General features: G+C 52.3%; 15 protein-coding genes. 7 read left to right on the forward strand and 8 right to left on the reverse strand.

Going from position 1 to position 17,749, the window contains the following annotated elements; genetic code table 11:
* Positions 1-22 precede the first annotated feature (22 nt).
* The 3 genes from ynaL to N2K86_RS11760 all read right to left on the reverse strand — a co-directional run bounded on the left by ynaL (position 23) and on the right by N2K86_RS11760 (position 2,742).
* Positions 23-178, reverse strand: coding sequence for a proline-rich small protein YnaL (ynaL, locus tag N2K86_RS11750; protein ID WP_269475491.1), 156 nt, complete (start codon positions 176-178; stop codon positions 23-25).
* 301 nt (positions 179-479) lie between these two features.
* Positions 480-1,463 (reverse strand): zinc transporter ZntB, encoded by a 984-nt coding sequence (gene zntB, locus N2K86_RS11755; RefSeq protein ID WP_260658721.1) that lies wholly within the window; start codon positions 1,461-1,463, stop codon positions 480-482.
* 142 nt (positions 1,464-1,605) lie between these two features.
* A complete protein-coding gene (locus N2K86_RS11760) occupies positions 1,606-2,742 on the reverse strand; it encodes a methyl-accepting chemotaxis protein (protein ID WP_260658722.1) in 1,137 nt (378 codons plus the stop codon).
* A gap of 360 nt (positions 2,743-3,102) precedes the next feature.
* Between N2K86_RS11760 and N2K86_RS11765 the strand changes: the two genes are divergently transcribed.
* The 3 genes from N2K86_RS11765 to N2K86_RS11775 all read left to right on the forward strand — a co-directional run bounded on the left by N2K86_RS11765 (position 3,103) and on the right by N2K86_RS11775 (position 6,773).
* The gene (locus N2K86_RS11765; RefSeq protein WP_260658723.1) at positions 3,103-5,232 is read left to right on the forward strand and encodes a putative bifunctional diguanylate cyclase/phosphodiesterase; all 2,130 of its coding nucleotides are present in this window, start codon (positions 3,103-3,105) and stop codon (positions 5,230-5,232) included.
* A gap of 92 nt (positions 5,233-5,324) precedes the next feature.
* Complete coding sequence (locus N2K86_RS11770) at positions 5,325-6,557, forward strand: GGDEF domain-containing protein (RefSeq protein ID WP_260658724.1); 1,233 nt, start codon at positions 5,325-5,327, stop codon at positions 6,555-6,557.
* A gap of 75 nt (positions 6,558-6,632) precedes the next feature.
* Positions 6,633-6,773 carry an Ecr family regulatory small membrane protein gene (locus N2K86_RS11775; protein WP_260658725.1) on the forward strand — a complete coding sequence of 47 codons (141 nt, stop codon included), beginning with the start codon at positions 6,633-6,635 and terminating at the stop codon, positions 6,771-6,773.
* A 73-nt stretch (positions 6,774-6,846) separates the two neighbouring features.
* Here N2K86_RS11775 and N2K86_RS11780 read toward each other — a convergent pair whose 3' ends face one another.
* Entirely contained in the window at positions 6,847-8,463 is a 1,617-nt protein-coding gene (locus N2K86_RS11780) for a peptide ABC transporter substrate-binding protein (RefSeq protein WP_260658726.1), read from the reverse strand.
* A 185-nt stretch (positions 8,464-8,648) separates the two neighbouring features.
* Here N2K86_RS11780 and mpaA point away from each other — a divergent pair, with 185 nt between their 5' ends.
* Entirely contained in the window at positions 8,649-9,362 is a 714-nt protein-coding gene (gene mpaA / locus N2K86_RS11785; RefSeq protein ID WP_260658727.1) for a murein tripeptide amidase MpaA, read from the forward strand.
* On the opposite strand, the gene ycjG is transcribed toward mpaA, so the two are convergent.
* Positions 9,353-10,318: an L-Ala-D/L-Glu epimerase gene (gene ycjG, locus N2K86_RS11790; protein WP_260658728.1), complete on the reverse strand. Its 966-nt coding sequence runs from the start codon at positions 10,316-10,318 to the stop codon at positions 9,353-9,355. The genes mpaA and ycjG overlap by 10 nt on opposite strands.
* Positions 10,319-10,425: 107 nt before the next feature.
* On the opposite strand from ycjG, the gene tpx reads away from it, so the two are divergent.
* Positions 10,426-10,932, forward strand: a complete 507-nt coding sequence (tpx, locus tag N2K86_RS11795; RefSeq protein ID WP_109081325.1) for a thiol peroxidase — start codon at positions 10,426-10,428, stop codon at positions 10,930-10,932.
* Positions 10,933-11,215: 283 nt separating this feature from the next.
* Positions 11,216-12,424, forward strand: coding sequence for an aldose 1-epimerase family protein (locus tag N2K86_RS11800; protein WP_260658729.1), 1,209 nt, complete (start codon positions 11,216-11,218; stop codon positions 12,422-12,424).
* Between the two features lie 38 nt (positions 12,425-12,462).
* Here N2K86_RS11800 and tyrR read toward each other — a convergent pair whose 3' ends face one another.
* The 3 genes from tyrR to N2K86_RS11815 form a co-directional block, all read right to left on the reverse strand.
* Positions 12,463-14,004 carry a transcriptional regulator TyrR gene (gene tyrR, locus N2K86_RS11805; RefSeq protein ID WP_260658730.1) on the reverse strand — a complete coding sequence of 514 codons (1,542 nt, stop codon included), beginning with the start codon at positions 14,002-14,004 and terminating at the stop codon, positions 12,463-12,465.
* A 113-nt stretch (positions 14,005-14,117) separates the two neighbouring features.
* Positions 14,118-15,170: a YcjF family protein gene (locus N2K86_RS11810; RefSeq protein WP_260658731.1), complete on the reverse strand. Its 1,053-nt coding sequence runs from the start codon at positions 15,168-15,170 to the stop codon at positions 14,118-14,120.
* Complete coding sequence (locus N2K86_RS11815; protein WP_238460112.1) at positions 15,167-16,564, reverse strand: YcjX family protein; 1,398 nt, start codon at positions 16,562-16,564, stop codon at positions 15,167-15,169. Before N2K86_RS11815 ends, N2K86_RS11810 begins: the two co-directional genes overlap by 4 nt.
* A gap of 153 nt (positions 16,565-16,717) precedes the next feature.
* Here N2K86_RS11815 and N2K86_RS11820 point away from each other — a divergent pair, with 153 nt between their 5' ends.
* Positions 16,718-17,728, forward strand: a complete 1,011-nt coding sequence (locus N2K86_RS11820) for a LacI family DNA-binding transcriptional regulator (protein WP_260658732.1) — start codon at positions 16,718-16,720, stop codon at positions 17,726-17,728.
* Positions 17,729-17,749 lie beyond the last annotated feature (21 nt).

The following is a 17,749-nucleotide window of genomic DNA, read 5'->3' on the forward strand; positions in this document are numbered from 1 at the left end:
TCTCTCGTGGTCATCTTCGCAGTCAGATGGCGCGTATCCTCGCAGATATCAGGGTTGGATGCGACATTTTAATCGGTTCTTCATCAGGCGGCGGGTCCGGCATAGGCTGAGGACGTGGGATGGGATCGGGCATCGGCGTTGGGTCGGTGGGTACCGGATCGGACTGGCGTGTATTCATGAATTGCAGCGCGAGTAGCATGCTCATCTCTTCCTCCAGGTTTTTTTGTTGACCCTTTTAGGGTAGTCGCTGGGGAACGGCAGGCAAAAAAAAGCCGACTATTAAGTCGGCGTCGTACGAATCAATTGTGCTATGCAGTAATTCAAAAAAAGGAAGTAAGACAATATGGAGCGCAACGCCCATCGCTTGACGTTGCATTCACCTGCGGGAGTAATATTGCACCTTGCGGGGTCGATGTTTATTGACTTCGCTCAATTAAAATGTCGTTTAGAAGCAATCAACTGACCGAAAAAGTGTAAATTTACAACCATTTACTGCGATGCAACCACCATGCAACACCACCAATCAAAACCACTAACATGACGCAAAAGGCCGTAAAGCCATAGTGGTATTCTCCGCCGGGTATTCCGCCAAGATTGACGCCAAACAGCCCCGTCAGAAAAGTGCTGGGTAAAAAGACCATCGCCATGAGCGACATCGTATAAGTTCGTCTCGAGAGTGATTCCTGCATCACCTGCGCAATTTCATCCGCCATCACCGCCGTTCGGGCAATACAGGAGTCGATCTCGTCCAGTCCTCGTCCGAGCCTGTCAGCAATGTCCTGCATTCTTCTACGCTGGTCATCGTTCATCCAGCTCAGGCGCTCGCTGGCCAGTCGCGCGTACACATCCCGCTGTGGCGTCATGTAGCGACGCATGACGATCAGCTGTTTGCGCAAAAGCGCCAGAAAACCGCGTGGGGGGATCTGCTGATCGAGCAGATTGTCTTCCAAATCGATGATCTTATCGTGCAGCTCTTCGATAAACTCGCTGGCATGATCGGTCAGGGCATCGCAGACGTCCACCAGCCAGCTGCCGCAATCCGTTGGGCCCGTGCCCTCTTTCAGATCGTTAACCACGTCATCCAGCGCCAGCACCTTACGCTGGCGGGTAGAGACAATCATCCGCTCATCCATATAAAGGCGCATTGCAACCAGTTGGTCAGGACGTTCATCCGTGCTGCCATTAATGCAGCGCAGCGTAATTAATGTCCCCTCGCCCATTCGGCTGACGCGTGGCCTGAGGCTCTCTCCTGCGAGCGCATCACGCACGTTATTGGGTAAGAGAGGCGTCGATGCCAGCCACTGGGCACTGTCTGGATGGGTGTAGTTCAAATGCAGCCAGCAGGGATGTTCACTATCAATATCATCGTTGTCTTCCAGCGGCCTCGCACCACCACGGCCATCGAACACCCACGCAAAAACTGCGTCAGGCACGTTAACTTCGGACCCTCTAATGCTCTCCACAGCGCCTCCCGTTTTTATCTTAACGGTGTCAGTCTAGCTTTCGTCCATGCTTAAGCAATAGATATGTTCAGCATCGCGCTGAATGCGCTCAGGAATTGTACTTTTCGCATCAAAGAAAAAGCCTGGCAAGCCAGGCTTTTTATCAGAGGGAGGGGATCGGGGAACCTTGACGTCGCGGTGAGGGGTCATCCGCGAGATGTCTCTGGTCAAGCCGGAAATTACGCGTGCGGGTTTGCAGTTCAATCACCTGGTTACGCAGCACATCGGAGGATCCGTTGAGCTCCTCCACCATAGCGACATTGCTCTGCGTCACGCGCTCCAGTTCAGACAGCGCCTGCGTTATCTGCGAAATCCCCTTTTCCTGTTCTGACGTAGAGGCTGAAATATCGTCCATTAACCGGCTGACGTTGTTCGAACCCGCCACGATATCCTGCATATTTCTCTCCGCTTGCGAGACAACGTTAACGCCCTGCGTCACGTTATTGCTGGTCACGTCAATCAGCGACTTGATATTTTTCGCCGCTTCGGCACTTCGGTGTGCGAGATTACGGACTTCACCGGCTACCACAGAAAATCCTTTGCCATGATCGCCCGCGCGTGCAGCCTCTACCGCCGCATTAAGCGCCAGAATATTGGTCTGGAAAGCGATACCATCGATAAGGGAAATAATTTCCGTCATTTGCAGGGCACATTCGGTTATAGACTGCATGTTGTTAGCAACCTGCCCCATTAATTGTCCGCCTTTTTGTGCCTGTACCGTCGCGGCATTCGCTTGCTCACTGGCTAAACGAGTATTGTCTGCATTGTTTCGGGTACTCGCTGCCATTTGTTCCATGCTGGCCGCCGTCTGGATCAATGACGCTGACTGCTGCTCGGTCTTTACCGACAGTTCTGCACTGCGGGACGAGAGCTGCTCCGCAAGCGTCATAGCCGTTTGTGAAGAGGATCTGATCTCGCTGACCAGCGTTGCGATGTTGCTGGACAAGCTATTAATCCCTGGAATCAAACGCCCGGCGCAGTTATTGCCAAATTCAGGGATAGAGACGCCAAGATTGCCCGATGTCACTTCTTCAATGCTTTTTTTCACAGTATTGATCGGCGTCACAAGATATTTTGTCATGTACGCCCAAAGTAAAATCAGTGCGATAAGTTGTGTAGTATTCACGGCAATAAAAAGTGACACGCCATTAGCAAACAATGCAATCACTCCGTTATTAACCAAAAAGAGGCATAAAAGGAAATAGACAATAAAAGTTCTGACACTAATATTTCTTAGCATACATTTTCCTACGGCTTTATATTTTTATCGGCATTAAAATTTATAGCATTGCACGATAACTTTGTCCTCACGATCTGCGCGAGTTTGTTGTTTCGCAGTTTGATTAGCGTGATTTCACTTAAGAAAGAACAAAAGCGGGTTTTACAGGAAATGCATTGCGCGACATGCTGCCGCTCTGGTTTATGCCCTCCGTACGCGATACTCTGTTCTTACGCCGCGCGATAGATATTCATACGTATTTAAGAGGCATTGCATTAAAAGCGGGATACTGTTTAGTCGCACTTAAAAGAGTAATTTGCTTAATATATTTTATATCCTTTATTAATCCATAACTCCGTAACTTTGGCGTGGGATGACATAATGCTCAACGTATCGTGGGACCCTGTTTTAATAGCCATTTCTTATTTGGTGGCGTTTATCGCCTCATTTGTGGCTTTAGACAGCGCGGGTAAAATCCCCCTTGCCAGCCGTAAGGCAGCCCTATTCTGGCGTATCGCCGGTGGCGTAACCTTAGGTATCGGGATCTGGTCGATGCATTTCATCGGCATGCTGTCAATGAAAATGCCGATGATCATGAGTTACCACCTCTGGCTCACCGTCGGCTCGCTGGGTATTGCCGTCGTTGCTTCTACGCTTGCTATTAATATCGCCGTTCCCGGGAAATCGCTTTCCCCCTTTCGACTGATCCTCGCTACCCTGATCCTCAGCACGGGTGTCGTCTCCATGCACTATGTGGGCATGGCTGCATTAATGTTGAAGGGCAGCATTATCTGGGATCGTCGCATTGTCCTCTTATCGGTGCTGATTGCCGTCATCGCCTCCGGCGCGGCACTGTGGTTAGCCTTCCATTTACGGGAAAAGCGTAAAGGCGTATATATCAACCGCCTTGCGGCTGCGTTAGTGATGGCTGCAGCCATTTGCGCCATGCATTACACCGGAATGAACGCCGCCCATTTCCACGAAATGGAAAACACATTACCGGGCGGTATCAGCGAGCTGGGATTATCAATTTGGGTTTCCGTTACCACATTGTGTTTGCTCGGTGTGATGTTAATTATCTCGCTGATAGATTCTCACAGGCGAACTAACCGGCTGACGGATAATTTGCGTCAGCTTAACCGACAGCTGGAGTTGCAGGCACGATTTGATGTGCTAACCGGACTTGCCAATCGTCACCAGATGGACGTACGGATGCAGGACTGCCTGCACAGCGCGCTGCTGAGCAAAAAGCCGTTTGCGGTGATATTTTTCGATATTGATCATTTCAAGCGGATTAACGATATATGGGGTCATCATGTTGGCGATGAACTGCTGATAAACGTGGCTCATCGCGTGACCGCACGGTTAACACGCGAAATGACGCTGGCACGCCTGGGTGGTGATGCTTTCATTTTGCTGGTCCCGGAATGCGATGACGACAAGCTGAACGCTCTGCTTTCCCCCCTGCTGGACGATATCCGCCGTCCCCTTTCCCTGAGCGGGCATACGTTAACTATCACGCTCAGCGCAGGAGTAAGCCTCTATCCTCAACACGGTGAAACGCTGCATGAGCTAAAGCTTAAAGCCGATGCGGCGATGCAGAATGTCAAAAAGCAAGGTCGTAATGGCTGGGCCATTTATCGTACCGAGATGTCCACGGCGGTTCCGGCTGAGCCTGCCTTTTTGCAGGAGCTATCCCTCGCGCTGGAACGCGATCAGTTTGAAATGTGGTATCAGCCAACCTGGCTGGCAGAAGAGAACACCATTCACGGGTTTGAGGCCCTGCTACGCTGGCGTCACCCGGAACAAGGTGTTTTACTGCCTGGTCTCTTTTTACCGTCGCTGGAACAAACCGGGTTGATCATTCCCGTTGGTAACTGGGCGATTGAAGCTGCCTGTAAACAACTGAGCTTCTGGACTGAACAGGGGTTCAGCCAATGGACATTGTCATTCAACCTGTCACCGATGCAATTCGAGCAGCAGGATATCTTTCAGGTTATCTCGTCCATGCTGCAAAAATATGACCTGGCCCCCTCCCGGTTGATCCTTGAAGTGACGGAAAGCACGGCGCTAAAAAACCTCGATCGCAGCATTGAATTGCTCACCGCGTTCAACCAGGCCGGAATTACCGTTTCGATAGATGATTTTGGCACGGGTTATTCGAATCTTCTCATGCTCAGCGTCTTACCGGCGAAAGAGCTGAAAATCGACAAAAGTTTTGTCAGTTCAATGCTTGAAAATGAGAAAAGCAGAAAGCTTGTGGAAACGATAATTACCATCGCCCGGACTCTGGAGATGAATGTCGTAGCAGAAGGAATTGAAACCGAAGCGCAGAAGGCAATGCTGGTGAGTTTGGGTTGTGATTATCTCCAGGGGTTCCTGTACTCCCGCCCTTTACCTGCAGAACAGGTTCCGTGGCTCCTGCTGCAAAAAACGTCTGCAACACAGATTATACCAATCGGTAAAATTCAGGCTGAATCACCTTTTATTTCACAAAAAAACCACGCCTGATGTGATTAAGTAAGGTATGTTTCAAAGGAGCCCACGCGAGTCAATTCCGGCGTGATCGTCAGGTATACCGTGCCGATGTACAGGAATTCCCTATGTCGCAATATTGCTTCGATGCGCTGAATGTTATTAAAAACCCGGTGTGGCTGATTTCACCCGTCGCAGAAAATATTATATTTGCCAATACTGCGGCAACTAAACTTATGCGTGATAGAACGTTGGCCGAGATGCGCGGTGGGATCTATTCCGCTAATGCACAGACCGCTCTCTCAATGTATGTTCCCGATCTTAAAAGCGAACTGGATATCGTCGAAATACTCACCGTCTGGCGAAACAATCAAGAGAGTACGCTGAGCTGTCGTCTGACGCTTACGCATCTGGCACCTTATGGTGATGTGATTGTGTTTGAGGGGCTTTCGCAGCAGGCGCCTTCCGGGCTTAAAGCCAGCCGTTCAGCAACCTATCAGCGAAAAAAACAGGGATTCTACGCGCGCTTTTTTCTTACTAACAGCGCACCAATGTTGTTAATCGATACGGCACGTGATGGCCACATTGTTGACGCCAACCTGGCTGCGCTTAATTTTTATGGCTACACCCATGAGGAAATGAGCCGTAAACATACCTGGGAAATCAACACGCTTGGGCGCGACATTTTGCCTGTTATGACGGAGATCGCCAGCCTGCCCGGAGGACATAAACCGCTTAATTTTGTCCATCGACTGGCGGATGGTTCGACCCGACACGTGCAGACCTACGCCGGACCGATTGAGATCTACGGCGATAAGCTGATGTTGTGCATTATTCACGATATCACTGAACAAAAGCGGCTCGAGCAGGAGCTGGAACATGCCGCCCTGCGTGATTCAATGACCGGTCTGCTTAATCGCCGGCAGTTTTACAACATCACAGAGCAAACCACGCTTTCTCACCTCCCGGCCCAGCAGCAGTTTAGCCTGATGCTGGTAGATACTGACCATTTCAAAAACATCAATGACCTCTTCGGACACCTTAAGGGTGACGAGGTACTCATTTCGCTTTCGCGCATGTTGGAAGCCTGCAGCCGTCCCGATGACTACGTTTTCCGCTGGGGTGGCGAGGAGTTCGTGCTCCTGCTGCCGCGAACTACGCTTGAAACCGCGATGCAGATAGCGGAAACCATTCGCGCCGCGGTAGCGCACATTACAATTCCTGGATTGCCTCGCTTCACCGTCAGCATTGGCGTTGCGCGACACAACCAGGGCGAAAGTATTGATGACCTGTTCAAACGTGTCGATGATGCGCTCTACCGCGCCAAAAATGACGGTCGCAATAAAGTGCTGGCCGCATGAAGCTGGAGTTGTGAAGAAAGCCCCGTTAGAATCCCAGCCAGGGCTGAAACAGACTTCAGGTGGGTAATCGCGTAGATGGGAAAAACAGAAATACTCCTCACCTTAATTATTCTCTGCCTTATTATATTTGGTTTGTGGTTTATTTTTAGTGGTGAAATTTGGGTGCTGGTCGCCTATTTTGAAAATAGCCTGTATCCCACCATTGAAACGCCGTAAGGCTCGTTTAATACCTTGCAGCATAAAAAACTGGCGCTGTAAGCGCCAGCTCAGGTTTAGCGGGAAGCAATGATTAGTGTTTTTCGATATACATCGTCCGGCTATAGGCTACGTCTTCGGGGTTATTAATCGGATAACCTTTCACCCACGGCTTGATCAAACGTCCATTGGTATACTGATAAATCGGGGCTATCGGCGCTTTCTCGGTCAGGATTTTTTCCGCCATGTTGTAATCTTCGTTGCGCGCTTTCTCGGTGGTTTCAAGCGTCGCCTGATTGATAACCTTGTCGTAAGCCGGGTCCTTGAAGCGGGAAATATTGCCGCTGTGGGTTGAGGTCAGCAGCGACAGGAACGTCGACGGCTCGTTGTAATCACCTACCCACGACGCGCGGATCACATCAAAATTTCCGGTGTTGCGGCTGTCAATGTAGGTTTTCCACTCCTGGTTTTGCAATTTGACATCAACACCCAGATTTTTCTTCCACATTGATGCCACGGCGATGGCAATTTTCTGGTGGTTTTCTGATGTGTTGTACAGCAGCGTGAGCTTTAGCGGACGCTGCGGACCGTAACCTGCCGCCTGCAAAAGCGTCCTTGCTTGTGCGTTTAATTCCTGCTGCGACATCTGCTCAAAAGGCGATGTCTCCGGCGTAAAACCTGCCGTGACGTCAGGGGTGAAGTGCCAGGCTGGTTTCTCACCTGTACCCAGCACTTTTTCCGCCATAATACGCCTGTCGATTGTCATGCTCAGCGCCAGGCGCACGCGGGCATCAGCCGTTGGGCCTTTCTGCGTGTTGAACGCATAGTAATAGGTGCCCAGCTGCGGCGGCGTATACACCTGCCCCGGAATATCCTTCAGCAGCTTTTGATACATATTTTTTGGGAATGACTCGGTGATATCAATATCGCCCGCCAGATAACGTTTTGTGGCTGAAGACTCCTGGTTAATGGGCACAAAAGTGACTTTTTTCAGCACCGTTTTGGCGTTATCCCAGTAGTGTTTATTCGGCTCCACCACCAGCTTCTCATTGACCACACGATCTTTCAGCACATACGCACCGTTCCCAACAAGGCTGCCCGGACGCGTCCACTCTTTACCACTCTCAACATTGGCTTTCTGGACTGGATAAAACGCAAAGTTAGCCGTCAGGTTGCTGAACCAGGGCAGCGGCTTATCCAGCTGTACCCGCAACGTTTTGGCATCGACGGCCGTAACGCCAAGCGTATCAGGCGTGGCTTTACCATCAATAATCGCCTGCGCGTTGTTGATACCCGCCAGCGCCGCAAACCACGCGAACGGTGAGGTGGTTTTTGGATCAACCAGACGCTGCCAGCTGTAGACAAAATCCTGCGCCGTCACGGGCGTGCCGTCAGACCATCGGGCGTTATCTCGCAGCGTGAAGGTCCAGACGCGGTTATCGTTGCTCTGCCAGCGCGTTGCCACGCCGGGGGTCAGTTCCCCTTTTTCATTCTGATTCACCAGGCCTTCATAAAGGTCACGGATCACCTGAATTTCAGGCAAACCTACGGCCTTAGCCGGATCGAGCGAAGCCGGTTCGTCTTTAATGTGTCTCACCAGTTCCTGTTTTTGCGCCAGAACAGTCCCCTGCGGCACATCAGCAGCGTACGAAAGTGAAGAAAGTCCGCACAGCCAGAGTGCAGTACAGAGACGCGAAACAGGATGCTTCATAAGATCCCCTTGATTGAATTCAGATAACCAGCAGATGCGTAATTATTTGTTTCACAAATGAGAAAAGCAAATACCTTCATCCGGAAAGTTGATATCTGGCAATTTTCCGCTTATACGGAAACTATTTGATAAACAGCAAGTTTTGCACAACACTGCCAGTAGAGACATTTCTATCAGGATTTCGTATGACAATCACCCGACCAAGAGCGCAACGTGGTGCTTTTCCGCCTGGCGCTGAGCAATATGGCCGTTCTTTTTTTGGTGCATCTTTGATCTGGTTTCCTGCCCCGGAGGCCGATCGTAATAGCGGTCTGATCATTGCCGGTACGCACGGCGATGAGAATTCATCCATTGTCACGCTGTCGTGTGCGCTGAGGACACTGACTCCCGAACTGCGGCGTCATCACGTGATTTTGACCGTTAATCCGGATGGCTGTCAGCTTGGGTTGCGTGCCAATGCGAGGGGGATTGACCTAAACCGTAATTTTCCGGCAGCAAACTGGCGCGCCGGTGAGACGGTGTATCGCTGGAACAGCTCCGCCGAAGAGCGTGATGTGGTCCTGCTCACGGGAGACACCCCCGGCTCGGAGCCGGAGACGCAGGCGTTATGCCAGCTCATTCATAAGATCCACCCGGCCTGGGTTGTCTCGTTCCACGATCCGCTGGCCTGTATTGAAGATCCGCGCCATACGGCGCTGGGTCAGTGGGTGGCTGAGGCATTTGCCCTTCCGCTTGTGACCAGCGTGGGTTACGAAACACCAGGCTCGTTCGGCAGCTGGTGCGCTGACCTCGGGCTGCATTGTATCACCGCAGAATTCCCGCCCATTTCGTCTGATGAAGCCAGCGAAAAGTATCTCAAGGCGATGACAGAACTTCTGCGGTGGGAGCCTCAGAGGTGAAGCACGCCCGTGGTAAAATTCAGCGCTGGTGAGACGTCAACCGCCAGCCATGTCGGGCCATCGAGATCGGCAAAACGCACTTGATTTGCCAGCGGTAACGCCGCGCCAATCGCCCTGGATGTGCACAACATGCATCCCAGCATGAGGGTAAACCCCTGCTCCTGCGCCGCATTCGCCAGCGCAAGCGCTTCGGTTAATCCGCCCGTTTTGTCGAGCTTGATATTAACCATCTCATAGCGGCCTTTAAGGCTGTCCAGGCTGTCGCGGGTGTGACAACTTTCATCCGCACAGACAGGAAGAGGATGAATGAAATTCGCCAGTGCAGCATCCTCATGCGCCGGTAAGGGCTGTTCAAGCATGGCTACGTCAAGATCGGCCAACAGCTGACAGCGTGCGGCCAGTCCCTCGCTATGCCAGGATTCATTCGCATCCACAATCAGCGTTGCCTGCGGCACTGCCGAACGAATGGCCACCATCCGTTCACTGATTAATCGATCGTCGAGCTTAATCTTTAATAACGTCGCGCCGGAGTCGTAGAGCGCTTTTGCACTAGCCGCCATCTGTTCTGGCTCACCGATTACGACCGTCTGCGCGGTCACCACTGCTCCCGGCAACGTAATCCCCAGGAGTGAGGGCAAGGTTGTCTGCCGCTGCGCGGCCTCCAGGCTCCACAGCGCGCAGTCAATCGCGTTGCGCGCTGCACCAGCGGGCAGCCGCTGTTGCAACGCTTCGCGGGTAAGACCCGTTTGCAGATCGGGCACCAGGGTCATGATCTGGGCCATTACCGAAGCAAGGCTTTCACCGTAACGAGGATAAGGCGTGCATTCAGCAACCCCCTTAATGCCGTCCTCCTCTATTTCGACCACCACGACGCAGGCTTCACTGCGACTGCCTCGGGAGATCACAAACGGGGTATGCAATGGCCAGGCTTCTTCATAGACCTTTACGCTTCTCATCACTGACTCCTTGCAGCCCGGTAAGGCATAAAAATTGGTTTGCCGTGTTATCCGCGGATGGCATACACTAGCCCCGACGTTAACTATATGTAAACAGGAAGATATCTATGTCACAACTCGTTCATTTCCAGGGCAACCCGGTCTCTGTTGCAGGTGCCATTCCGCAGGTGGGTAACAAGGCGCAGGCTTTTACGCTGGTGGCTAAAGATCTGTCTGACGTCACGTTGAGCCAGTTTGCTGGCAAGCGCAAAGTCCTGAACATTTTCCCAAGCATCGATACCGGCGTTTGTGCTGCATCCGTGCGTAAGTTCAACCAACTGGCAACAGAAATGGACAACACCGTGGTGCTGTGCATTTCCGCTGACCTGCCGTTTGCCCAGTCTCGCTTCTGCGGTGCTGAAGGTCTGAGCAACGTCATCACCCTGTCTACCCTGCGCAGCCCTGATTTCCTGGAGAAATACGGCGTTGGCATTTCTGAAGGTGCTCTGAAAGGCCTGGCGGCACGTGCGGTTCTGGTCATCGACGAAAACGACAACGTTGTTTTCAGCGAACTGGTAAATGAAATCACCACCGAGCCGGATTACACCGCTGCGCTGGACGCACTGAAAGCATAATGATTGCTTAGCATTCTATAAAGCTTAGCATTGTCCTGAAACCTCGCGTCGGCGGGGTTTTTTATTGCCTGAGAAGCTGAATCGTTAAGGCACAAACACTTTTACTTCACACTTTCCATGCAAATATTGCTTAATTGATAAGCATACAGGAGAGTTAAATCTCATTTCTCAGGTTAAATACTCGTTATTTTCTCACCAGTGAACCGCATCACATTTCCCCTCCCCTTGAAACATTAGATTTGCTGACGAACCAAAATAATCGTTTCAGCAAAAAGGGATAAAGATGAAAATTAAACTGGCGTTGACGGTGGTTGCAGTACTGATTTCGGGTCATGTCTCGGCTAAAACATGGGTGCTCACAAGCGCTGAAAGCGGTGTGGAAAAAGGAAACTGGCGAATTTCGAATGATCAGCTGAACGCTAAAGGGCCGAACTTCAGCATTGAACAAAAAGTTCTCCACGGCGGTAAGCAGGAAGGCAGTAAAATCATTGTTATTAGCAGTAAAAATGGCCTGACAATAACATTGAGTCCAACCCGTGGTATGAATTTACTGCGTGTTGAGGGTTTTGGGTCAAAGTTGGGCTGGGACTCTCCGGTTAAAGAGGTCGTTAACCCGGCATTTATCAATCTGGAAAGTCGAAATGGACTCGGCTGGCTGGAAGGTTTCAACGAAATGATGGTTCGCTGCGGCTATGAGTGGACAGGCCACCCGGTGACAGCGGACGGGCAGATTTACACGCTGCACGGTAAGGCGGGGAATACGCCGGTATCTCAGGTTGAAGTCGAGGTCGCTGATGCGGCACCGCATGAAATCCGCGTTCGCGGTCTGATTAAAGAGAGCACCTTCAAAAAAGCCGATCTGCAAACGATGACCGAACTGCGTTATGTTCCCGGAAGCAACCAGTTCAGCCTGCATGATGTTCTTACCAACCATGCTGACTACCCGCACGACTATCAAATCATCTACCACAGCAATTTTGGCACGCCGATCCTTGAAGAAGGCGCTCGCTTCCTGGCTCCGGCCGCCAGCGTGAGTCCATTCAACGATTACGCCAAAGCGGGTCTGAACGGCTGGCAAACCTATGCCGGTCCGACAAAAGGATTTGATGAGATGGTCTTTAATATCACGCCACTGGCTGACAAAGATCACCAGACGCTTGCTGCGGTGGTCAACAAAGCGGGTGATAAAGGGGCATCAATTCAGTTTGATACTCGCCAGTTGCCGGTTCTGACGTTGTGGAAAAATACCGACACGCTGAAGCAAGGCTATGTCACGGGTATTGAACCCGGCACCAGCTACGCCTACCCGGTCACGATTGAACGCGAGCAGAAACGCGTAAAGCAACTGCAACCTGGCGCAAGTACCCAGTTCGATCTCACCTATACCCTGCTTCATAACCAGGATCAGGTGAAAGAGGTGGAGAACAGGATCGCAACGATTCAGGGTGAGACAAAACCCGACCTCGTTGCCACCCCAATCGCGAAGGAATAAGTGGATATTCAAATGCCTCCACCCGGAGGCTTTTGCTTTTATTCGTCGCCTTTCTTATGGTTCAACCCATACTCACGCAGCTTATTCGCAATCGCAGTATGTGACACCCCAAGCCGCTTGGCCAGCTTGCGGGTGCTTGGATAACTGCGATAAAGCTGCGTCAGCACAGAGCGCTCAAAACGACTGGTGATATCGTCCAGCGAGCCTTCCATCGCCTCTTCACCTACCGACACCGTCCCGGCATCGTAATCCGGCAACAGGATATCCTGAGGCCGCAGCTCGTATCCTTCCAGTTGAGTCAACGCGCGATACACGGCATTTTTCAACTGACGAATATTACCCGGCCAGCCGTAGCGCGTCAGCACCGTGCCCAGATCGGCTGAAAGCTTCGGACGCGGCACTCCCTGCTCGTCCGCAAAGCGGGCTACGAAGAGCTCCGTCAGCGGGATGATGTCTTGTGGACAATCGCGTAGCGGCGGGATGTTGAGCGTCAGTACGTTCAGACGATAATAGAGATCTTCCCTGAACACCCCTTTTTGCACCAGCTCCACCAGGTTTTTCTGGGTGGCGCAAATGACGCGAACGTCGACGTGGACTTCATGGTCCTCACCCACGCGACGGAAAGTCCCGTCATTCAGGAAGCGCAGCAGCTTAGCCTGCATGCGCGCAGACATTTCGCCGATTTCATCCAGCAGGACCGAACCACCGTTGGCCTGTTCGAAGAACCCTTTTTTCCCTTCCGGCGCGTGGCCAAACAGTTCACTTTCAACGGCATCTTCAGGGATCGACGCGCAGTTCAGCGCCAGGTAAGGTTTTGCCGCCCGCGGGCTGGCCATGTGTACGGCATGCGCGAGTAAATCTTTCCCGGTTCCCGTGTCCCCCGTTATCAGCAAGGGTGCAGTCAAACTGGCAAGCTTACGTGCCTGATCGACGACATGACGCATTTTCGGGCTGACGGCAATAATCTGGCTGAATGCGCCGACATCCTGGCTGGAAATATTCTGCAGTTGGCGCCCCATACGGACGGTGGAACGCAGCATGATCACGGCCCCCGTCAGGACGCGACTGTCGTTTTCCCCTTTCAGGTAGACCGGGGTGATCTCCATCAGGAAATTTTGCCCGTTAATAACGACATGTTCGCTGTGGGTGTTTTGCGGGTTGCTGTCCAGCCAGCGCTGGAAGTTAAAGCCGGGGATCAGCTGCGTAGCGTGATGATTGCTGAGTTTCTCCTGACTCTGCGCAAAAAGCTGGCAGCTCGCCTGATTCACGCGCTCGACTTTACTTTTCAAGTCGAGGGATAAGAAAGGTTCAGGCATGGCTTCCAGCAGCGCGCTCAGCGCCAGGTGCTCTCGCTCTGACGGCATCCAGGGAATGGTGCGGACATCCGTAACGCCAGCGATACGACGGATTTCCCCCATCAGGCTACTGAAGGTATTGAATTCAATTTCGGCAAAATTGAGGTAAATTCGCCCCACAGGATCGATCTCAATGCCACGTAAATCAATGCTACGTAAAACAAGAAGATCGAGTAACTCGCGGGTCAGACCGAGACGGTCCTCACAAAAGACTTCCAGACGCATGGGAAATTCACCGTTCTTAGCCAATAACGCTAAAATGATATGTCAGATCACGGTATTCTGGAAGGTGGCTGTCAACAAATATTGACAGCCAGCACGAATAGTAAGCAACGCCTTTACGGGGTCGGTTTTTTATTGAGCGTTTCTTTCAGTTGACCAATTAACTCACGGCGGAAATCGCCCAGACGAGGCTTATCGCCATCGATCCAGGGCAGCGGACGGCACACTTCCATCGCTTTGATACCCAAGCGAGCAGTCAGCAAACCGGCACCAATCCCCTGAGCAGCACGTGCGGACAGACGCGCCGCCAGATCTTGTGACATCCAGTCCATACCCACTTCACGAACCAGCTCACTGGCACCGGCAAACGCGATATTCAGCATCACCAGCTTGAACAGGCGCAGACGGCTGTAATAGCCCAGTTCGATGCCGTACAGATTCGCGATACGGTTAATCAAACGCAGGTTACGCCAGGCGATAAATGCCATATCTACCAGTGCCAGCGGGCTGACGGCTATCATCAGCGTGGACTCCGCCGCCGAACGGCTGATTTCACGTCGCGCCTGCGCATCAAGCACCGGCTGCACCAGGTGAGAATAAAGCGTCACCACTTCACGATCGTTCTGAGTCTCATGAATAGCGGCATGCCAGCGTTGAAGCGCCGGGTGCGACTTGTCTATCCCGGCCTGTGCGGCCAGTTTCTCACAAAAGTCCCGCCCCTTTCCCGTGCCGTGGCTGTGAAGCAGATCCCGGGCGATATCTCGCTCGTGCGCGCGCTGTCGCAAACGCCACAGACGCCGCCACTCGGTAGCAACCGACCCGACACCCGCCCCCACAATCAGCGCACCCGCAGCACATCCACCCAGCGCAACCCAGTCCTGGGTTTGCCAGGCGTTGATCGTCCACTGAACGCCCTGACCCACCACGCTTACACCAAATAACGCCAGCCCGGCAGTGACCATCTTCCGCCACAGGCTACGTTTCGGGCGTAAGGCCGCTTCAACAACCGCTTCAGCCGGGCCGTCCTCGACGCCGGGCTCTTCAGTCAGCACTGGAGCAAAGTTATCAGCCTGCGCGCCGTTAAAGGTTTGCGCCGTTTTAAACGCCTCCTGATGCTCTTTCTCAAGCGTCCCGGTAAAGTCAATGCGCGGTTTTAACGGTTCCGTCATCGCAATTTATCTCCAATCAAAAATTCCAGAGCCGCATCCAGACGAATGTGCGGTAACGGCCGATCGACGCTCATGGTTTGTGGCCGGAAGGCTTCGAACTGGAAGCCCTGATTTTGCCAAAATGCCTGACCCGGCAGACGAGCCGGTACCTCCCCAGGATAGACGGTCAACGGCTCACCGTCGCTGAGACGGTTGCCCCGCAGTGCCGGGATTTTTTCGCCATTAACGTCAATCAATCCGCTCTGTGTCGCCTGTACCGAGGCCAGCCCGAGGCAGTCCATACCGATCCCTTCAAACGCAGCGTTCTGCCAGGCATCCTGCACCAGTTGCTGCAGCAGCGAGACCATATTGGCATGCTGATCGACCGTCACATGGTCGGCCTTTGTGGCGGCAAAGAGCAGTTTATCGATTACCGGCGAGAACAGACGGCGGAACAGCGTGCGCTGTCCATAATGAAAACTTTGCATCAGTTGCGTCAGCGCAAGGCGCATATCGTTAAACGCCTGCGGTCCGCTGTTGAGCGGCTGAAGGCAGTCCACCAGCACGATCTGGCGGTCGAAACGTAAAAAGTGATTTTTGTAGAAACCTTTAACCACTTTTTCGCAGTAGTAATTGTAGCGCTCGCGCAGCATCCCGGCGTTGGTGTGCTTGTCCGCTTGCGCCAGCTTTGATTCCCCGTATGCATCCACATCCGGCCAGGGGAAGAACTGCAATGCAGGTGCCCCCGCTAAGTCGCCCGGCAGAACAAAACGGCCTGGCTGGATGAAATGCAGCCCTTCCTGTTTGCACTGATGCAGATACGCCGTCCAGGCCTCAGCAATCGTTGCCAGCCGGTTTTCATCCGCAGGGGCAAGGGGATCTAACCCCTCGCACAGCTGTCGCCATTTTGCCGACCACCCGGCACGTTGCCCCTGCAATAATCCCGTCATCTGGCGAGACCACGTCAGATAATCCTGGGCCAGCATCGGCAAATCAAGCAACCACTCACCAGGATAATCCACAATTTCCAGATAGAGTGTCGATGTATCCTTGAAGTGGCGCATGAGGGATTCATTGGAGCGAAAACGGAGCGCAAGGCGAATTTCACTCACGCCGCGCGTCGGCGTCGGCCATGTCGGCGGGTCGCCATAAAGCTGTGCCAGCCCTTCATCATAGGTGAAACGAGGAATGCCGAAGTCGCGCTGAGGTACGCGCTTAACGCCCAGCAAACGCTCTTCGCGCACGGCGCTTAGCAGCGGCAGGCGCGCCCCGGCGTGCAGATTCAGCAGCTGGTTCACCATCGCCGTGATGAACGCCGTTTTCCCGCTACGGCTGAGTCCCGTCACCGCCAGACGCAGATGGCGATCAACACCGCGGTTCACCAGAGAGTTGAGTTCGTTTTTAAGTCGCTTCATCGCCGTCCTTCATTGCGTGAAAACCTGAAATGCATGGCTTCAGAATACAATAAATGGGGGCAGATCGTTGATTATCAATTCTTATTTATTGCTATTGCCGTTTTCTCTCCAGTAAGATGAACGACACTGCTGTTTGTCTGGAGTGAGAGGTGTATGTCACCCACTATCTATGATATCGCCCGGGTTGCTGGCGTTTCCAAATCAACCGTGTCGCGCGTTCTGAATAAACAAACGAATATTTCCCCTGAAGCGCGTGACAAAGTGTTGAAGGCGATTGACGAATTAAATTATCAACCCAACAAACTTGCCCGCGCCCTGACCTCTTCTGGCTTCGACGCCATTATGGTGATTTCAACGCGTTCAACCAAAACGACTGCCGGTAACCCTTTCTTCTCTGATGTTCTTCATACCATTACGGCTAAAGCTGAAGAAGAAGGTTTTGACGTTATTTTGCAGACCTCTAAAAGCAGTGAAGACGACCTGCTAAAATGCGTGAGCAAAATAAAACAGAAAATGATTAAAGGGATCATTATGCTGAGCTCACCGGCCGATGAGTCTTTTTTTACTACCCTGGATGCGTATGGCGTACCGGTAGTCGTCATCGGTAAAGTGGAAGGCGATTTTACGAATATTTACTCCGTCGACACGGATAATTTCCATGACAGCGCCACGCTAACAGATAATTTTATTAAAAACGGGCGGCATAAAATTGCCTGCCTGCATGCGCCGCTTGATTATCATGTTTCTATTGATCGTCTTTCAGGCTATAAAGCCAGCCTGGAAAAGAATAATATTGCTATTAATCCAGACTGGATCATCGATGGCGGGTATACCCACGAGAGCGCGCTTGCTGCGGCCATTACATTATTGTCCTCAACCACGCCGCCTGACGCGGTATTTGCGACTGACAGCATGAAGTTACTTGGTCTTTATCGCGCGGCAGATGAGTTGAACCTGATGATCCCAGAGCAGGTTGTGGTTGCGGGATATAGCGATCCGATGCTGTCTCTCATTCTCACGCCTGCACCTGGAGGCTTTGATATCCCTACCCGCAAGCTGGGCGAAGAGAGTTGCGATCTTCTGTTTAAGCGTATCGCCGGCGATCCTGCGCCACAAAAGGTACTTGTTGATACCCATTTTTCACTTGCAGCCTCCCTACGGTAATACCAGGGGCGGTTAGCCCCT

Origin of the sequence: Enterobacter mori, assembly GCF_025244905.1 — a bacterium.
Classification (GTDB): domain Bacteria; phylum Pseudomonadota; class Gammaproteobacteria; order Enterobacterales; family Enterobacteriaceae; genus Enterobacter; species Enterobacter mori_A.

Excerpts from the sequence above, each read along its gene's own strand:
- N2K86_RS11765 (WP_260658723.1), top strand. The coding sequence starts at position 3,103 with ATGCTCAACGTATCGTGGGACCCTGTTTTAATAGCCATTTCTTATTTG.
- mpaA (WP_260658727.1), top strand. The coding sequence starts at position 8,649 with ATGACAATCACCCGACCAAGAGCGCAACGTGGTGCTTTTCCGCCTGGC.
- N2K86_RS11810 (WP_260658731.1), bottom strand. The coding sequence starts at position 15,170 with ATGACGGAACCGTTAAAACCGCGCATTGACTTTACCGGGACGCTTGAG.
- tpx (WP_109081325.1), top strand. The coding sequence starts at position 10,426 with ATGTCACAACTCGTTCATTTCCAGGGCAACCCGGTCTCTGTTGCAGGT.
- ynaL (WP_269475491.1), bottom strand. The coding sequence starts at position 178 with ATGAATACACGCCAGTCCGATCCGGTACCCACCGACCCAACGCCGATG.
- N2K86_RS11815 (WP_238460112.1), bottom strand. The coding sequence starts at position 16,564 with ATGAAGCGACTTAAAAACGAACTCAACTCTCTGGTGAACCGCGGTGTT.
- tyrR (WP_260658730.1), bottom strand. The coding sequence starts at position 14,004 with ATGCGTCTGGAAGTCTTTTGTGAGGACCGTCTCGGTCTGACCCGCGAG.
- N2K86_RS11780 (WP_260658726.1), bottom strand. The coding sequence starts at position 8,463 with ATGAAGCATCCTGTTTCGCGTCTCTGTACTGCACTCTGGCTGTGCGGA.
- N2K86_RS11760 (WP_260658722.1), bottom strand. The coding sequence starts at position 2,742 with ATGCTAAGAAATATTAGTGTCAGAACTTTTATTGTCTATTTCCTTTTA.
- N2K86_RS11800 (WP_260658729.1), top strand. The coding sequence starts at position 11,216 with ATGAAAATTAAACTGGCGTTGACGGTGGTTGCAGTACTGATTTCGGGT.
- N2K86_RS11775 (WP_260658725.1), top strand. The coding sequence starts at position 6,633 with ATGGGAAAAACAGAAATACTCCTCACCTTAATTATTCTCTGCCTTATT.
- N2K86_RS11820 (WP_260658732.1), top strand. The coding sequence starts at position 16,718 with ATGTCACCCACTATCTATGATATCGCCCGGGTTGCTGGCGTTTCCAAA.
- N2K86_RS11770 (WP_260658724.1), top strand. The coding sequence starts at position 5,325 with ATGTCGCAATATTGCTTCGATGCGCTGAATGTTATTAAAAACCCGGTG.
- ycjG (WP_260658728.1), bottom strand. The coding sequence starts at position 10,318 with ATGAGAAGCGTAAAGGTCTATGAAGAAGCCTGGCCATTGCATACCCCG.